We start from the raw sequence: 14,569 nt of genomic DNA, 5'->3' as shown, positions 1-14,569 counted from the left end.
CTGTCACGGTCCTCCTGGGGGTACGGAGAGCCGTCTGGGTCGATCGTCCGCCGTCCGGCAGCCTGCCGGGGAGAACGTCCAGCGGGTGGAACATCCGTGCCGGACTTGCATCTCAGTGCGTGAGACGTCAATATCGACCTATGGACAATACTAGCGGAGTCGGAGTGCTGGACAAGGCGGCCTCGGTCCTGGGCGCCCTGGAGTCCGGACCTGCCACGCTCGCCCAGCTCGTCACGGCCACCGGCCTGGCCCGCCCGACGGCGCACCGCCTCGCCGTCGCGCTCGAGCACCACCGCATGGTCGCGCGCGACATGCAGGGTCGCTTCGTCCTCGGTCCGCGGCTCAACGAGCTCGCGACGGCCGCCGGCGAGGACCGCCTGCTCGCCGCCGCGAACCCCGTGCTGACCGCGCTGCGCGACCACACAGGCGAGAGCGCCCAGCTCTACCGCCGCCAGGGCGACCACCGCATCTGCGTCGCCGCCGCCGAGCGCCCGGTGGGCCTGCGCGACTCGATCCCCGTCGGCGCGACCCTGACGATGAACGCCGGCTCCGCGGCGCAGATCCTGCTCGCGTGGGAGGAGCCGGACCGCCTCCATCGCGGGTTGCGCGAGGCCGTCTTCACGGCCACGATCCTCTCGGGCGTCCGACGCCGGGGCTGGGCCCAGTCCGTCTCCGAGCGCGAGCTCGGCGTCGCCTCGGTGTCCGCCCCGGTGCGCGGGCCGTCCGGCCGCGTCGTCGCCGCCGTCTCCATCTCCGGCCCGGTGGAGCGCCTGAGCCGTCAGCCCGGCCGTCTGCACTCCGGGTCGGTCGTGGCCGCAGCGAACCGCCTCACCGAGGTGCTGCGCCGCGCCGGCGAGTAGCACGACGCGCCGAACCCGGGGACACGGCCGGGTTCGGCCGCCGAGCCCGGCGTCATCCCCGGGTTCGGCACGTCGGGTTCGGCGTGCCGCGGGCCGCAAACGGGACGTGCCCTGTCAAAATGTCACCGGCCGCTGCCATGCTGTGCGTGCCCCGGCGCCGGACGGCTCGGTGGCGGCAGGGGGCGAGCCTGACCGTCCGAACCCGAGACACGAGGAGTCCCGATGCATCCGAAGGTGAAGATGACCCTGATCTGGGTGCTCGTGATCTTCGCCGTCTACGCGGTCATCAGGAGCCCCGACCGCGCCGCCGACATCGTCGAGGGCATCTGGGACGTCATCGTCGGCGCCTTCAGCTCCATCGGCCAGTTCTTCAACTCGCTCCTGGACTGACGGTGGCCCGCGGCCGTCCCCGGAGCAGGATCCTCGACCGCTACGTGCTGAGCGGTGAGCGGGTCGTGGTGGCCACGCGCCACCACTGGGGGATGCTGCTCGAGCCGGTCGTCACCACCGTCGCGGGGGCGGTCGTCGTCGCCTGGCTCGTCGTGCAGGCCGGGCCCGCCGTCGGGGACGGCGTGCTGCTCCTGTGGTGGCTGTGGCTGATCCTCGCCGGGCGCCTGGTGTGGAAGGTCTTCGAGTGGCGCAACGAGTGGTTCGTCGCCACCGACAAGCGCCTGCTCCTGCTCTACGGCCTCATCACGCACAAGGTCGCGATGATGCCGCTCACCAAGGTCACCGACATGAACTACGGCCGCTCGCCCGTCGGGCGCGTGTTCGGCTACGGACAGTTCCTCCTCGAGTCCGCCGGGCAGGACCAGGCGCTGCGCCAGATCGACTGGGTCTCCCACCCCGACGCGACCTACCGGCTCCTGTGCGACACGCTCTTCACACCGGGCAGCCGACCTGGCGCGGCACCGTCGAGCGGCCCCGGCATGCCCCAGGGCGGGACACAGGGCGCCCCCGCATCGATCCCCCCGCCCGGCCCGCGCCCTCCCCAGCCGGCCGAGCCGGCGCCCGTCGCGCCCGCGCCGGCGTGGGACGGCCGTAGCCCGGCCGAGACCCTGCCGCCGATCCCCGCGCCGCCACCCGCGGACCAGCGCGTCGTCGTGGTCCCCGGGCGCGCGGCCGGCGAGTCGAGCGGACCGACGCAGCCCATCCCGGTCGCGGGCCCGTCGCAGGCGGCACAGGGCGCTGCCGGACGGCGGGACGGACGGTCCGTGGGCGAGCACCCCGCGGAGCCTCACGACGACGAGCCCGGCTGGGCGGTCTCCGGGGAGCACCGCGCGACGTACGTCCCCGTCATCCACCCGCGGCCCACGCCGACGCCGATCCCGAAGCCCTACGAGCCCGGCCGCGGACGCGACGGCGCGCCCTGACGACCCGGGGCCCGAGCGGGGCGAGGTGAACGGCCCGGTCGCGCCCGCGCGACCCCGCGCCGACGGCAGACGCCGCTCCGCGTCCGTCACCGGGGCCATGTCACGGGGCGTACGCCCCAGAGCGAGCGCACGGCACAGGGCACACGGCGGCGCACGACACAGCGCCCCGCGCTCTCGGGAAAATCGCCGGGCACGACAAAGGCCCGGCCACCGTGATGGTGACCGGGCCTTTCTCTGTACCCCCAACGGGATTTGAACCCGTGTTACCGCCGTGAGAGGGCGACGTCCTAGGCCGCTAGACGATGGGGGCCTGTGGATCTTCGGACCGTTCCCGGTCCGTTTCTCCGTCGAGAACTCTACCTCATGTTTCGAGCGGTTCTGACCACTCGATCTGAGCAGGAGCTCTTCGCTGGGGTACCAGGACTCGAACCTAGACTAAGTGAACCAGAATCACTCGTGCTGCCAATTACACCATACCCCAAGGGGGTAACCAGCCACTGTCCGGAAGCCGTTGCGACGAGTCGAGACTCGTCCCCTGGCTTCCTCCCGTGGAGGTCCCACCGGCCGAGAACATTACCTGACATGACGACGCGGACCAAATGCGCCCGTGCCCCACCCGCGGCGGACGCCGCGACGCGCGTACGGGTCGACGTGCGGCGTCGCCGTCTGGCACCGTCGGGGCATGAGCTCAGGAGACTCCCCCGACCCCGGCTCGCGTGCCGACCGCGCCGCGTCGTTCGAGCAGGGTGCCGCCCAGTACGCCGCCACGCGCCCCTCGTACCCGGACGAGGCGGTCGACTGGCTCCTTCCGGAGGGAGCGCGCCGCGTGCTGGACCTCGCCGCGGGCACGGGGAAGCTCACCGAGCGGCTCGTCGCGCGCGGGCTGGACGTCGTCGCCGTCGAGCCGTCGGACGCGATGCGCGCGCGCCTCGCGGCGTCCGTCCCGGGCGCGCGGGCCCTGCCCGGCTCGGCCGAGGCGATCCCGCTCCCCGACGCGAGCGTCGACGCCGTGCTCGTCGCCCAGGCGTGGCACTGGTTCTCCCCCGCCGCCCAGCCGGAGATCGCGCGCGTGCTGCGCCCCGGCGGACGGCTCGGCATCGTGTGGAACGTGCGGGACAACGCGGTCGACTGGGTCGGCCGGTTCACGGAGGTCATCCACCGGGGCGACACCCTGGAGCACAGCTACCGCGAGCCGGAGCTGGCGGACCACCTCTTCACCGCGCCGGAGCACCGCACGGTGCCCTGGGCGGACCGCGTCCCGACGTCGTCCCTGCGCCCGCTCGCGGCGTCGCGCAGCTACCTCCTGACCCTCCCTGCCGAGCGCCGGGAGGAGCTGCTCAGCGAGATCGACGACCTCGTCGCGACGCACCCGGCGCTCGCGGGGCGCACCGACCTGGACCTGCCGTACCTCGCCGAGTGCTGGCGGGCCGACGCGCTCGCGACGACGTCGGACGACGCGTGAGCGCCCGCACCGAGAGCTCCCCCGACGTCGTCACGGGCGACGACGTCCGGACGGCGACGCGCTGGCTCGCGGATCACCTGGTGCAGCACCCGGTCGCCACGTTCGACGCGCAGGCCGGCCCGGTCCGCTGGTCGTGCTGGACGACGGCGGAGCACGTCGTGGACGACCTGCTCGCCTACGCCCTCCAGCTCGCTGCCCTCCCGCGCCTGGCGTACGTCCCGCTCGTCGGGCCGCGCGGGGAGGACGAGATCGCGCACGTCGACCGCGCGGCGGGGACAGCGGGCCTGTGCGAGGCGCTGCTCGGCAGCGGCGAGCTGCTCGCGACCCTCGCCGAGACCCGGCCGGCGGCCGCGCGCGCCTACCACCCCTACGGGACCTCCGACGCCGCCGGCTTCGCGGCGATGGGTGTCGTCGAGGTCCTCGTGCACGGCCACGACGTCCTGCTCGGGCTCGCGGGCGAGCACGTGCCGTTTCCCGCGGGCCTCGCGCCGCGGGTCCTCGCACGGCTCTTCCCGGACGTCGAGCCCGGACCGGAGGACGACCCGGACCTCCTGCTCCTGTGGGCGACCGGGCGCGGCGAGCTGCCCGACCGGCGGCAGCGCACACGCTGGCGCTGGGACGCGTCGGTGCGCTGAGGCGCCGCGGCGACCCCGGACGGGACCGGTCAGCCCGACGAGACGGCCGCCGCGGCCGCGATGCGGCGTGCGGCCGAGGAGAGCGCGGTGCCGTCCTTCCAGACCATGCGCAGGCGTCGGTCGAGCTCGAGCCCCGGGACGGCGACGCGGACCAGAGAACCGCGCGCGACGTCGTCGGCGACGGCGAGGCTCGACAGGACCGCGACGGCGCCGCCGTGCTGCACGGCGGTCTTGAGCGCCGCCGTCGAGCCGAGGTAGGGCAGGTGGTCGGGCAGCCGCTCGCCGAGCGCCGCGAGGCCGCGCTCGAGCGTCTCGCGCGTCCCGGAGCCGCGCTCGCGCACGACCAGCCCGCCCGCGAGCAGCTCGTCGACCCGTAGCGCGCTCCGTCGTGCCCAGGGGTGCGCCGGCCCGACGACCACGACGAGCCGGTCGTGCGCGACGGTGCGGCTGCGCAGCCCGCGGCGCAGCGTCGCGCTCTCCACGAAGCCCAGCTCCACGGCGCCGTCGAGGACGAGGTCCGTCACCTCGCGCGAGTTGCGCACGACGAGCTCGACGTCGGGCGCTCCCCCGCCCGGGCCGGGCCCCTCGAGCGCCAGTCGCGCGAGCCAGCGCGGCGCGAGGTACTCGGCGACCGTGAGGCTCGCCGCGACGCGCACGCGGGCGGCGGGAGCGTCGCGGAGCGCGGCGACCGACGTCTCGAAGCGGTCCGACGCCTCGATCACCTCGCGCGCCCACGCGGCGGTGGCGCGGCCCGTCTCCGTGAGGCGCGAGCCGCGCGTCGTGCGCTCGAGGAGGTCCAGCCCCAGGCGACGCTCCAGGGCCCGCAGGCCCGCCGAGGCGGTCGGCTGCGCGACCCCGAGCGCCCGCGCCGCGGCGCTGATCGAGCCGTGCGAGTCGGTCGCGACGAGCAGCTCCAGGGCGGAGAGCGAGGTCCGCTCGCGGGAGGTCGGTGCCATAGGTCCACTCTATGGGTTGCGAGGCAGGTCGCCCTTCCGCGGCGTCGCCGCGCGCAGCAGGCTCGTGAGCATGGCCCCTCCCGCACCACGCACGACCCGCACCGCACGACCCCTCGCGACGTCGAGCACGACCCGCCGCGCCGCGGGCTCCCGTGCGCTGCTGCCCGGTCTCGGGCTGGTCGCCGTGGCAACCTTCCTCGTGCTGCTCGGGGCGCGGCTGCTCCCGACGGTGTCCCCGCTCGTCGTCGCGCTCGTGCTCGGCGCTCTCGTGGCGCCCGTCCTGGGCCGGGTGGGCCGGACCCGGCGTGGGGCGGCGGCGGTCGCCACGGCCCGGCCGGGGGTCGCCTGGACGTCCCGCGTCGTCCTGCGCACGGGCGTCGTGCTGCTCGGGTTCCAGCTCTCGGTACCCGAGGTTCTCGCGCTGGGCTGGCGGGGGCTCGTCGTCGTCGCGACGACCCTCCTCGTCACCTTCACCGGCACGCTCGCGCTCGGTCGCGCGCTGCGGGTGCCGCGCATCACCACGCTGCTCGTCGCGACCGGGTTCTCGGTCTGCGGGGCCGCGGCGATCTCGGCCATGCAGGGCGTCGTCGCCGGTCCCGTGCGCACCCCCGGGCAGGTCCGCGAGGACGACGACGGCATCGCCGCGTCCCTCGCGCTCGTCACCGTCTACGGCACGCTCGCGATCGTCGCGCTCCCCTGGCTCGCGTCGCTGGTGGGGTTCACCGACGACCAGGCGGGGCTGTGGATCGGCGCGAGCGTGCAGGAGGTCGCGCAGGTCGTCACGGCCGCCGGGACGATCTCCGACCCCGCCCTGGCGACCGCTACGGTCGCCAAGCTCGCGCGCGTCGCGCTGCTCGCGCCGCTGGTCGCCGTGGCGGGCGTCGTCGTCGCCCGCGGCGCGCGGCGCGCCACCCTCGCCCGAGTCGGCTCGGCCGGTTCGGACCACCTCGGCGCCGCCGGCACGGCCACGAACCCGACGGCGGACACCGCCACGCCGCGGGTCGCGCCGGTGCCGTGGTTCGTCGTCGGGTTCGTGGCGGCGGTGGCGCTGCGCAGCCTGAGCGTCGTGCCGGCGCCCCTGCTCGCCGCGCTCGCGACCGCGACGACCGTCGCGTTCGTCGCCGCGATGTTCGCGCTCGGCCTGGGCGTGGACGTGCCCTGTCTGCTGCGCACGGGGCGGCGCGCGCTCGTCCTCGGCGGGCTGTCGGCGCTCCTCGTCACGGCGACGGCCCTCGTCGGGGTGCTGCTCCTCACCTGATCGGCCCCCGCCGAGACGAAGCCCTGGCCACGCGAGAGAACCGTGGTCGCCCGAGGGAGACCCTGTTCGTGACCACGGCTCTACCTCGGCAGACCACGGCTGTACCTCGGCGGACCGGGGTTCTAGCTCGGCGTGGGAACCTCGGTGGGGGTGGGAACGTCGATGCCGAGCGTCGCGGGCAGCTCCGCGAGACCGTGGACGACGTGCACGCCCGACGCACGGGCCGACGTCGGGTCCTCGGGATGCGGGCCCCCGCGACGCGCGCCGGGACGGTCGAGCCAGACCCCGACCAGCCCCGCCGCGCGCGCGGCGCGCGCGTCGACGTCGAGCTCGTCGCCGACGTACGCCGTGCGGGCCGGGTCCGTCCCGAGCCGCGCGCACGCCTCGGCGAACACGCGCGGGTCCGGCTTGCCGAACCCGAGCGTGTCCACGCCGACGAGCAGCGGGACGTCGGGCAGGCCCGCCGCGGCGAGCTTGCGGGTCTGGAGCTCGACGCGCGCGTTCGAGAGCGACCCCACGCGGACCCCCGCACCGACGAGCGCGTCGACGACCGGACGGGCGTCCTCGAACCCCGTCCACGAGGCCTCGAACGTGCCCCAGAAGAGATCCTTCCAGTCGACGTACGCGGCGTCGTCGAGCAGCTCGCCCCCGAACGTCGCCTGGAGCTCGTTGGCGCGCGCCATGCGCTGCGCGTCGAAGTCGACCTCGCCGCGCGTGTACGCGCGGTAGTGGCCGTTCGGGTCGGCGCGCCACAGCGCGAGGACCTCGCCATACCGGTCCTCGGGCAGGTGCGGGAGCCACACGCGCGACGCGGCGGCGATCGCCTCCGCGAACGCGGCGCGCGTGTCGACGAGCGTGTCGTCGACGTCGAACAGGACGCCCTCGAGCGGCGCGGGGGCCGCCGAGGCTTCGAGGTCCGTCACAGCGCGTCCCGCAGGCGCACGAGTCGCTCCAGCGTCGAGCCCTTGCCGAGCAGCTCCATGGACTCGAACAGCGGCGGGGAGACGCGGCGGCCCGTGAGCGCGACTCGGAGCGGCGTGAACGCGAAGCGCGGCTTGACGCCCATGCCCTCGACAATCGCGTCGCGCAGGCGCTCCTCGATCGCCGCGGTGACGAACTCGCCGTCCTGGAGCACGTCGAGCGCGGCGATCGCGGCGGCGAGGATCTCCTTCGCGTCCTCGCGCAGCGCGCCGCGCGCGTCGTCCTCGACCGTCACCGCGTCGTCGGCCGCGAACAGGAACCCGAGCATGCCGACCGACTCGCCCAGGAGGACCATGCGCTCCTGCACGAGCGGCGCCGCCGCCGTGAGGATCTCCTGGTTCCGCGGCGACAGGTCCGCGAACGAGTCCGCCGGGACGAGTCCGCCCGCGTGCAGGTACGGGACGAGGCGGTCGCGGAAGTCCTCGGGCGCGAGCAGGCGCACGTGCGTCGCGTTGATCGCCTCGGCCTTCTTCAGGTCGAAGCGCGCCGGGTTCGGCAGCACGTCGTGCACGTCGAACGCCTCGACCATCTCCGTGACGGTGAAGATGTCGTGGTCCGGGGAGATGGACCAGCCGAGCAGCGCGAGGTAGTTGAGCAGGCCCTCGGGCGTGAACCCGCGCTCGCGGTGCAGGAACAGGTTGGACTCGGGGTCGCGCTTGGAGAGCTTCTTGTTGCCCTCGCCCATGACGTACGGGAGGTGGCCGAACTCCGGCATGACGTCGGCCACGCCGATCTCCAGCAGCGCCCGGTACAGGGCGATCTGGCGCGGCGTGGACGACAGCAGGTCCTCGCCGCGCAGCACGTGCGTGATGCCCATGAGTGCGTCGTCGACCGGGTTGACGAGCGTGTAGAGCGGCTGGCCGTTGGCGCGCACGAGCGCGTAGTCCGGGACCGAGCCCGCCTTGAACGTGATCTCGCCGCGGACGAGGTCGGTGAACGTGATGTCCTCGTCCGGCATGCGCAGGCGCAGCACGGGCTCGCGGCCCTCGGCGCGGAACGCGGCCTTCTGCTCGTCCGTGAGGGTGCGGTCGAAGTTGTCGTACCCCTTGGTCTTGAGCCCCGCGGCGGCGTTGCGCGCGTCGGACTCCTCCGGGGTCGAGAACGACTCGTAGACGTACCCGCCCTCGACGAGCCGCGCGATGACGTCCTGGTAGATGTCCGCGCGCTGCGACTGCCGGTACGGCTCGTGCGGGCCGCCGACCTCGACGCCCTCGTCCCAGTCGAGCCCGAGCCAGCGCAGCGCGTCGAGGAGCTGCTGGTAGCTCTCCTCGCTGTCGCGCGCGGCGTCGGTGTCCTCGATGCGGAAGACGAACGTGCCGCCGGTGTGCCGCGCGTACGCCCAGTTGAACAGCGCGGTGCGGATGAGCCCGACGTGCGGCGTCCCGGTCGGGGACGGGCAGAAGCGGACGCGGACGGGCGAGGAACCAGGTGCGGGGATCACGTGCCCAGCGTAGTTGCCCGACGCCGCCCGCCGCCCGGACGTCCGGCGTCGGGCCCGTCCTCGTCTCAGCCGCGCCGGACGACCGGGTTGCTCAGGACGCCGAGGCCCTCGACCTCGCACTCGACACGGTCGCCGACGTCGATCAGCCCGACACCCGCGGGCGTGCCGGTGAGGATGACGTCGCCGGGCAGCAGGGTCATCGCCTCGGAGATGTACGACACGAGGAAGGGGATGTCGAAGATCATGTCGCTCGTGCGACCGTCCTGCTTGACCTCGCCGTTGACGCGACTGCGGACGCCGACGTCCTCGGGGTTCAGGTCGGTGTCGATCCACGGGCCGAGCGGGCACGACGAGTCGAAGCCCTTGGCACGCGCCCACTGCCCGTCGGTGCGCTGGGCGTCGCGCGCGGTGACGTCGTTCGCGACGGTGTAGCCGAGCACGTAGCCGGGCGCGGCCTCGGGCGAGACGTCCTTGGCGAGCCGGCCAATGACGATCGCGAGCTCCGCCTCGTAGGAGACCTCCTGCGAGAAGTCGGGCAGGACGATCGGGTCGTCCGGGCCGACGACCGACGTGTTCGGCTTGAGGAACAGCAGCGGGCTGGTCGGGACGTCGTTGCCCATCTCCTTCGCGTGGTCGGCGTAGTTCCGACCGACCGCCACGATCTTGGAGCGCGGGATCACCGGCGCGAGGAGCCGGACGCCGTCGCCCAGCTCGATGCGCTCGCCCGTCGGCGTGACGGGCATGTACAGCGGGTCGCCCGTGAGGACCGCGAGGTACGTGCGGTCCCCCTCCTGCTGGACGAGGGCGTAGCGGGGGTCGTCTCCGGTGGTGAATCTCGCGATGCGCACGGGCTCAGGCTATCCGCACCGCGCCCGCGGGACCGCGCGGGACCGTGCCGCACGCAGGGTCACGCCCGAGCGAGGACCTCGCCGTTGAGCACCGCGAACCAGCCCGCGGGCTCCTCGGCCCAGCGCAGCCAGTCCTGCGCGAGCTGCTCGAGCGCGACGTCGTCCGCGAGCGCCGACTCCTTCGCCTGCACGGCGAAGTTCGAGGCGACGCAGCGCTCGGCCCACAGCCCGCCCCACCAGGTGCGGTCGGCGGGGGTCGCGTAGCACCACGTGCTCGCGCTGGGCACGATGCCGTCGAGGTCGAACCCGGCGTCCTGGACCCAGGAGAAGAGGCGGCGCCCGGCGTCGGCCTCGAACCCGTACGCGTGCGTGACCTCGTGGTAGAGCGTGTTCCACTCGGTCAGGCCCGGCGACTCGGGGTACCAGGTCATGGCCGCGTAGTCGGCGTCGCGCACGGCGACGAGCCCGCCAGGCTTCGCGACACGCTTCATCTCACGCAGCGCCGCGATCGGGTCGGAGAGGTGCTGCAGGAGCTGGTGCGCGTAGACGACGTCGAACGTCCCGTCCGCGAACGGCAGCTCGTACGCGTTCGCGTGCTGGAACGTGATGTTCGCGGTGCCGCGCTGGGCGGCGAGCTCGCGCGCGCTCTCGAGGACGGCCTCGGACGCGTCGACCCCGACGACGCGTCCCCCGGCCACGCGGTCGGCGAGGTCCACGGTGACCGTCGCCGGGCCGCAGCCCACGTCGAGGACGCTCATCCCCGCGCGCAGGTGCGGCAGGAGGAAACCGGCCGAGTTCTCCGCGGTGCGCCACCGGTGGGAGCGCAGCACGGACTCGTGGTGGCCGTGCGTGTACGACTCGGACTCCTGCGCGGGGTCGCTGCCGGCCCCGGTGGGGGCGTCGGCGTGGAGGTCGGCGGCCGCGTCGGCGCCGTGGGGGGTGTGCGTCATACCCGCACCGTAGGCCGGACGTGCACCGTTCTCGACCCCGTTCTCACACTCTGGTCGCGCGGTCCGCGCCGGGGTCCGGCCGCCGGCCGCACCGGCGTGGCGGCACGGTCCGAGCGCGCACGCGCGCGGACAATCCCCCCATGACGGCCGCGACCGGCACGACCTCGTCCCCGGGCGACCCCGCCCGCTCACCCGGCTTCGCGCGGCGGCACGCCGCCCGCCTGCTCGGCGGGCCCGGGCGCGTCACGGGGGTCGACGTCGCGCGCGGGATCGCCGTCCTCGGCATGTTCACCGCCCACGTCGGCTACACCTCCGAGAACTTCGGCGAGGTCTCCGGCTGGCTCTCGCTCGCGCACGGCAGGTCGTCGATCCTCTTCGCGCTCGTGGCGGGGGTGTCGCTCGCGATCGTCTCGGGCGGCCGGACGCCCCTCGACGGGCTGCCCACGCTGCAGACCCGGACGCGCATCCTCGTGCGCGCCGTGATGCTCCTCGGGCTCGTGGGCCTGCTGGACCTGCTGGGGACGCGCGTGCTGCTCATCCTCGGCTTCTACGCCGCCTACTTCGTGCTCGCGCTGCCGTTCCTGCGCTGGCGCCGCCGGGACCTGCTCGTGCTCGCGGGTGCGGTCGCGGTGGTCGGGCCGGTGCTCGCCTACTGGCTCCCCGAGGTGCTCGCGCGCGCACGGCTGCACCTGCCCGACGACGGCTCGGGCGCCTTCACGGACTTCCTCGTCTCCGGGCACTACCCCGCCGTCGTGTGGATGGCGTACGTGCTCGTCGGGATCGCGATCGGGCGCTCCGACCTGTCCTCGAACGCCACGCGCATCGGGCTCGTCGGCGGCGGGCTGCTCGCCCTGGGCATCGGGTACGGCGTCTCGGCGACGATGACCGGCCAGCTCGGCGGGGCGCAGGCCGTCGAGGACGTGGCGGCGGTGTGGTCGAGCAGCTTCCGGCCCGAGCCGCTGGACTGGTCCGCCCCGTGGCCGACGAGCGCGTACCTGTGGCTCGCCGGCCCGCACACCGACACCCTGCCGGAGGTCGTGGGGTCCGGCGGGTTCGCCGTCGCGCTGCTGGGCCTGTGCCTGTTCGCGGGCCGGGTCGGTCGCTGGGTGCTCGCCCCGGTCGCCGCGGTCGGCGCGATGGCGCTGACGGTCTACGCGGCGCAGATCGTGGTGCTCTGGGCGTGGGGCGACGCGGCCTACGAGCAGACGACGAACGGTCCCCTCCTCGCGCTCGTCCTCGCCACGCTCGCGGTGGCGACCCTCTGGCGCTGGGCGCTGGGTCGCGGGCCGCTCGAACGGGTCTTCGCCGCGGTGGCGACGCGCGCGTCCGCGGTCACGGGCGCGCGCGTCCCGTCGTAGGGTCGCGGCATGACGACTGCGAACGACGGAACCGCACCCCGCCCCGCCCTGCGCCGCCTCGGCCGGTCCGGCCTGGCCGTGTCCGCCGTCGGGCTGGGGTGCAACAACTTCGGCCGCCCGCGCACGGCGACCGAGACGCTCGAGGGCACGCGCGCCGTCGTCGACGCCGCGATCGACGCCGGCGTGACGTTTTTCGACACGGCCGACACGTACGGCGGCCGCCCGGGGCTGAGCGAGGAGCTGCTCGGCCAAGCACTCGGGTCGCGCCGCGACGACGTCGTGGTCGCGACGAAGTTCGGCATGTCGATGCGGGGCGCGGCCGGCGACGACTTCGACGCGCGCGGGTCGCGACGCTACGTCGTGCGTGCCGTGGAGGACTCCCTGCGCCGTCTGGGCACCGACCGGATCGACCTCTACCAGTTCCACACGCCCGACCCGCGGACCCCGGTCGACGAGACGCTCGCGGCGCTCGACGACCTCGTGCGGGCGGGCAAGGTGCTCTACGTCGGGCACTCGAACCGGGCCGGGTGGCAGATCGCGGAGGCGGAGTTCACCGCCCGCGCCGCCGGGACCGTGCGCTTCGTGTCCGCGCAGAACCAGTACAACCTCGTCGACCGCGCGGCCGAGCTCGAGGTGCTGCCCGCCGCGTCCGCGTACGGGCTCGGGGTGCTGCCCTACTTCCCGCTCGCGAACGGCCTGCTCACGGGCAAGTACGCGCACGGCGCGCGGCCCGACGACGGCCGCCTGGTCACGACGAAGCCGCACCTCCTGGAGTCGGCGCCGTGGGAGGCGCTCGCGCGCCTCGGCGCGTTCTGCCAGGTGCGGGGGATCACCGAGGTGCAGGTCGCGTTCGGGTGGTTGCTGTCGCGCCCGCAGGTGTCGAGCGTCATCGCCGGCGCGACGAAGCCCGAGCAGGTGCGGCAGAACGCCGCGGCCGGGGCCTGGGCCCCGACGGCCGAGGACCTGGCCGAGCTCGACGAGATCTTCCCGCCGCTCGGGAAGGTCGCGCCCTTCTGACGGCCCGGCGGCCGGTCGTGTGGTCCGCCGTCGGCGGGCGGCCTACCGTGGACGCATGGCCTCGTGGGACGACGTCGAGCGGATCGTGGCGGTGCTGCCGGGCACGGACCTCAAGGGGCCCCGGCAGTGGACCGTGCACGGCAAGCTGTTCGTCTGGGAGCGGCCCCTGCGGGCCAAGGACCTCGACGAGCTCGGCGACGCCGCACCCGCCGAGCCGCCGGTCGCGTTCCGCGTCGCCGACGAGGGGGAGAAGGCGGCGCTGCTCGGCGACGCCCCGGACGTCTTCCTCACGACGAGCCATTTCGACGGCTACCCGATCGTGCTCGCGCGCCTCGACCACGTCGCCGTGCCGCAGCTCGAGGAGCTGCTGCAGGACGCGTGGCTGGCCCGCGCCCCGAAGTGGCTCGCGCAGGAGTACCTCGGCCGCACGGAGTGACCCCGCCAGGTGCGGGGCGACCCACGGACCGCCCGGGGGTCACCAGGAGAACACGGCCACGGCGTAGTTCGCCCACGTCGGGTCGACGCCGACGATGACGTCCTCCGGGTCGTGCACGCTGTACACGAGGTCCCACTCGGCGCTCGTCCCGCGAGCGATCTCGTCCGGGCGGTCGAGCAGCACGTCCGGCGCGTAGTCGTAGACCTTGCGGGCGACGAGCCCGCCCGACACCGGCTGCACGTCGAGGCCGGCCGGCTCGAGCACCCGGCCCGTGCCGTTGGTGACGCGCACCCGCAGGCGGACCACGTGCGGATGGCCGTCCTCGTGCCCCGCGGCGTGCTCGGTCGGGGTGTACGGCTGCGGGGCCGCGACGGAGACGACCAGGCCGTCCGTGTAGCGCACCGACTCGCCGTACCAGACCCGGTCCGACGCCGCGCCGATCTCGGGCCCCTCGTCGTGACCTCCGCCGAGCGGGTACCCGCGCAGCGAGCTGCCGGGACCGTACCCAGGCCCGCCAGCCGTCATGACGTCGACCGTCACCCACGCGGTGAGCACCACGGTGCCGGTCAGGAGCGCGACGAGCGCACGCGTCGCCCCGGCCACGCCACGGGAGCCCCGCCGCCACACGACCGCACCCACCGCGACGACCGCGGCGCCCGCCGCCGCATAGAGGCCTCCGACGTGCGCCCAGCCGCGCCGCGCCGTCACCGCCTCGGTGGCGAGCACGGCGACGACCAGGAGGACACCGAGGGTCGCCGCCACGAGCGCGGCCGTGGTCCACGACCACCGCCCGCCTCCGTGCGACGGGGCGGAGGACTGTGCAGGGTCGCCCTTCCCGCGGTCGTCCTCGCCGGAGCCGGGCGGCGTGCCCGGGTCCTCGTGGCCGGTCGCGGCGACGCGCTCGGCGTCGCCTCGACCGGTGCCGGGCGCCGTGCCCCAGGCGGGCTCGTTCGAGCTCGCCCCGGGCGGTGCTTCGGGGTCCTTCACGCTCGAT

The 14,569-nt window shown here is 74.6% G+C and carries 15 protein-coding genes and 2 tRNA genes; 9 read left to right on the top strand and 8 right to left on the bottom strand.

Annotated elements, in window-relative coordinates; all coding sequences use genetic code 11:
* Nucleotides 1-140 precede the first annotated feature (140 nt).
* From JN535_RS13580 to JN535_RS13570, 3 genes are all read left to right on the top strand, one after another.
* Nucleotides 141-860 carry an IclR family transcriptional regulator gene (locus JN535_RS13580; protein ID WP_024840729.1) on the top strand — a complete coding sequence of 240 codons (720 nt, stop codon included), beginning with the start codon at nt 141-143 and terminating at the stop codon, nt 858-860.
* A gap of 222 nt (nt 861-1,082) precedes the next feature.
* Complete coding sequence (locus JN535_RS13575; RefSeq protein ID WP_168731655.1) at nt 1,083-1,250, top strand: hypothetical protein; 168 nt, start codon at nt 1,083-1,085, stop codon at nt 1,248-1,250.
* A 68-nt stretch (nt 1,251-1,318) separates the two neighbouring features.
* A complete protein-coding gene (locus JN535_RS13570) occupies nt 1,319-2,233 on the top strand; it encodes a PH domain-containing protein (protein ID WP_205206088.1) in 915 nt (304 codons plus the stop codon).
* Nucleotides 2,234-2,470: 237 nt separating this feature from the next.
* On the opposite strand, the gene JN535_RS13565 is transcribed toward JN535_RS13570, so the two are convergent.
* Nucleotides 2,471-2,543 (bottom strand) — tRNA-Glu (locus tag JN535_RS13565).
* A 99-nt stretch (nt 2,544-2,642) separates the two neighbouring features.
* Nucleotides 2,643-2,714 (bottom strand) — tRNA-Gln (locus tag JN535_RS13560).
* Between the two features lie 201 nt (nt 2,715-2,915).
* Here JN535_RS13560 and JN535_RS13555 point away from each other — a divergent pair.
* Together JN535_RS13555 and JN535_RS13550 are read left to right on the top strand one after the other, a co-directional pair.
* On the top strand, nt 2,916-3,695 hold the full coding sequence (locus JN535_RS13555; RefSeq protein ID WP_205206087.1) for a class I SAM-dependent methyltransferase: 780 nt from the start codon (nt 2,916-2,918) through the stop codon (nt 3,693-3,695).
* Complete coding sequence (locus JN535_RS13550) at nt 3,692-4,330, top strand: hypothetical protein (RefSeq protein WP_205206086.1); 639 nt, start codon at nt 3,692-3,694, stop codon at nt 4,328-4,330. Before JN535_RS13555 ends, JN535_RS13550 begins: the two co-directional genes overlap by 4 nt.
* A 29-nt stretch (nt 4,331-4,359) precedes the next feature.
* On the opposite strand, the gene JN535_RS13545 is transcribed toward JN535_RS13550, so the two are convergent.
* Nucleotides 4,360-5,286, bottom strand: a complete 927-nt coding sequence (locus JN535_RS13545; protein WP_205206085.1) for a LysR family transcriptional regulator — start codon at nt 5,284-5,286, stop codon at nt 4,360-4,362.
* Between the two features lie 70 nt (nt 5,287-5,356).
* Here JN535_RS13545 and JN535_RS13540 point away from each other — a divergent pair, with 70 nt between their 5' ends.
* Complete coding sequence (locus JN535_RS13540) at nt 5,357-6,544, top strand: YeiH family protein (protein ID WP_205206084.1); 1,188 nt, start codon at nt 5,357-5,359, stop codon at nt 6,542-6,544.
* 122 nt (nt 6,545-6,666) lie between these two features.
* Here the strand turns inward: JN535_RS13540 and JN535_RS13535 are convergent, their stop codons facing one another.
* From JN535_RS13535 to JN535_RS13520, 4 genes are all read right to left on the bottom strand, one after another.
* Nucleotides 6,667-7,467, bottom strand: a complete 801-nt coding sequence (locus tag JN535_RS13535) for an HAD family hydrolase (RefSeq protein WP_205206083.1) — start codon at nt 7,465-7,467, stop codon at nt 6,667-6,669.
* On the bottom strand, nt 7,464-8,966 hold the full coding sequence (gene gltX, locus JN535_RS13530) for a glutamate--tRNA ligase (RefSeq protein WP_205206082.1): 1,503 nt from the start codon (nt 8,964-8,966) through the stop codon (nt 7,464-7,466). The genes JN535_RS13535 and gltX overlap by 4 nt, the downstream gene beginning before the upstream one ends.
* A 65-nt stretch (nt 8,967-9,031) precedes the next feature.
* Complete coding sequence (locus tag JN535_RS13525) at nt 9,032-9,814, bottom strand: fumarylacetoacetate hydrolase family protein (protein ID WP_205206081.1); 783 nt, start codon at nt 9,812-9,814, stop codon at nt 9,032-9,034.
* A 59-nt stretch (nt 9,815-9,873) separates the two neighbouring features.
* Nucleotides 9,874-10,764 carry a methyltransferase domain-containing protein gene (locus tag JN535_RS13520; protein ID WP_205206080.1) on the bottom strand — a complete coding sequence of 297 codons (891 nt, stop codon included), beginning with the start codon at nt 10,762-10,764 and terminating at the stop codon, nt 9,874-9,876.
* Between the two features lie 140 nt (nt 10,765-10,904).
* On the opposite strand from JN535_RS13520, the gene JN535_RS13515 reads away from it, so the two are divergent.
* Genes JN535_RS13515 through JN535_RS13505 form a run of 3 tightly spaced genes read left to right on the top strand, consistent with a single transcriptional unit; the run spans nt 10,905 to nt 13,575 of the window.
* Nucleotides 10,905-12,122 carry a heparan-alpha-glucosaminide N-acetyltransferase domain-containing protein gene (locus JN535_RS13515; RefSeq protein WP_205206079.1) on the top strand — a complete coding sequence of 406 codons (1,218 nt, stop codon included), beginning with the start codon at nt 10,905-10,907 and terminating at the stop codon, nt 12,120-12,122.
* Between the two features lie 9 nt (nt 12,123-12,131).
* Nucleotides 12,132-13,139, top strand: a complete 1,008-nt coding sequence (locus JN535_RS13510) for an aldo/keto reductase (protein WP_205206078.1) — start codon at nt 12,132-12,134, stop codon at nt 13,137-13,139.
* A 55-nt stretch (nt 13,140-13,194) separates the two neighbouring features.
* Nucleotides 13,195-13,575, top strand: a complete 381-nt coding sequence (locus JN535_RS13505; RefSeq protein WP_205206077.1) for an MmcQ/YjbR family DNA-binding protein — start codon at nt 13,195-13,197, stop codon at nt 13,573-13,575.
* A gap of 39 nt (nt 13,576-13,614) precedes the next feature.
* On the opposite strand, the gene JN535_RS13500 is transcribed toward JN535_RS13505, so the two are convergent.
* The gene (locus tag JN535_RS13500; protein ID WP_205206076.1) at nt 13,615-14,562 is read right to left on the bottom strand and encodes a hypothetical protein; all 948 of its coding nucleotides are present in this window, start codon (nt 14,560-14,562) and stop codon (nt 13,615-13,617) included.
* Nucleotides 14,563-14,569: the final 7 nt, after the last annotated feature.

The sequence above is a fragment of the Cellulosimicrobium cellulans genome (assembly GCF_016921195.1).
In the GTDB taxonomy this organism is placed as follows: Bacteria; Actinomycetota; Actinomycetes; order Actinomycetales; family Cellulomonadaceae; genus Cellulosimicrobium; species Cellulosimicrobium cellulans_F.
The sequence above is the reverse complement of the archived record's forward strand: the minus strand, read 5'-3'. Positions and strand labels throughout refer to the sequence as shown.

Excerpts from the sequence above, each read along its gene's own strand:
- JN535_RS13580 (WP_024840729.1), top strand. The coding sequence starts at position 141 with ATGGACAATACTAGCGGAGTCGGAGTGCTGGACAAGGCGGCCTCGGTC.
- JN535_RS13575 (WP_168731655.1), top strand. The coding sequence starts at position 1,083 with ATGCATCCGAAGGTGAAGATGACCCTGATCTGGGTGCTCGTGATCTTC.
- JN535_RS13555 (WP_205206087.1), top strand. The coding sequence starts at position 2,916 with ATGAGCTCAGGAGACTCCCCCGACCCCGGCTCGCGTGCCGACCGCGCC.
- JN535_RS13545 (WP_205206085.1), bottom strand. The coding sequence starts at position 5,286 with ATGGCACCGACCTCCCGCGAGCGGACCTCGCTCTCCGCCCTGGAGCTG.
- JN535_RS13540 (WP_205206084.1), top strand. The coding sequence starts at position 5,357 with ATGGCCCCTCCCGCACCACGCACGACCCGCACCGCACGACCCCTCGCG.
- JN535_RS13520 (WP_205206080.1), bottom strand. The coding sequence starts at position 10,764 with ATGACGCACACCCCCCACGGCGCCGACGCGGCCGCCGACCTCCACGCC.
- JN535_RS13515 (WP_205206079.1), top strand. The coding sequence starts at position 10,905 with ATGACGGCCGCGACCGGCACGACCTCGTCCCCGGGCGACCCCGCCCGC.
- JN535_RS13510 (WP_205206078.1), top strand. The coding sequence starts at position 12,132 with ATGACGACTGCGAACGACGGAACCGCACCCCGCCCCGCCCTGCGCCGC.
- JN535_RS13505 (WP_205206077.1), top strand. The coding sequence starts at position 13,195 with ATGGCCTCGTGGGACGACGTCGAGCGGATCGTGGCGGTGCTGCCGGGC.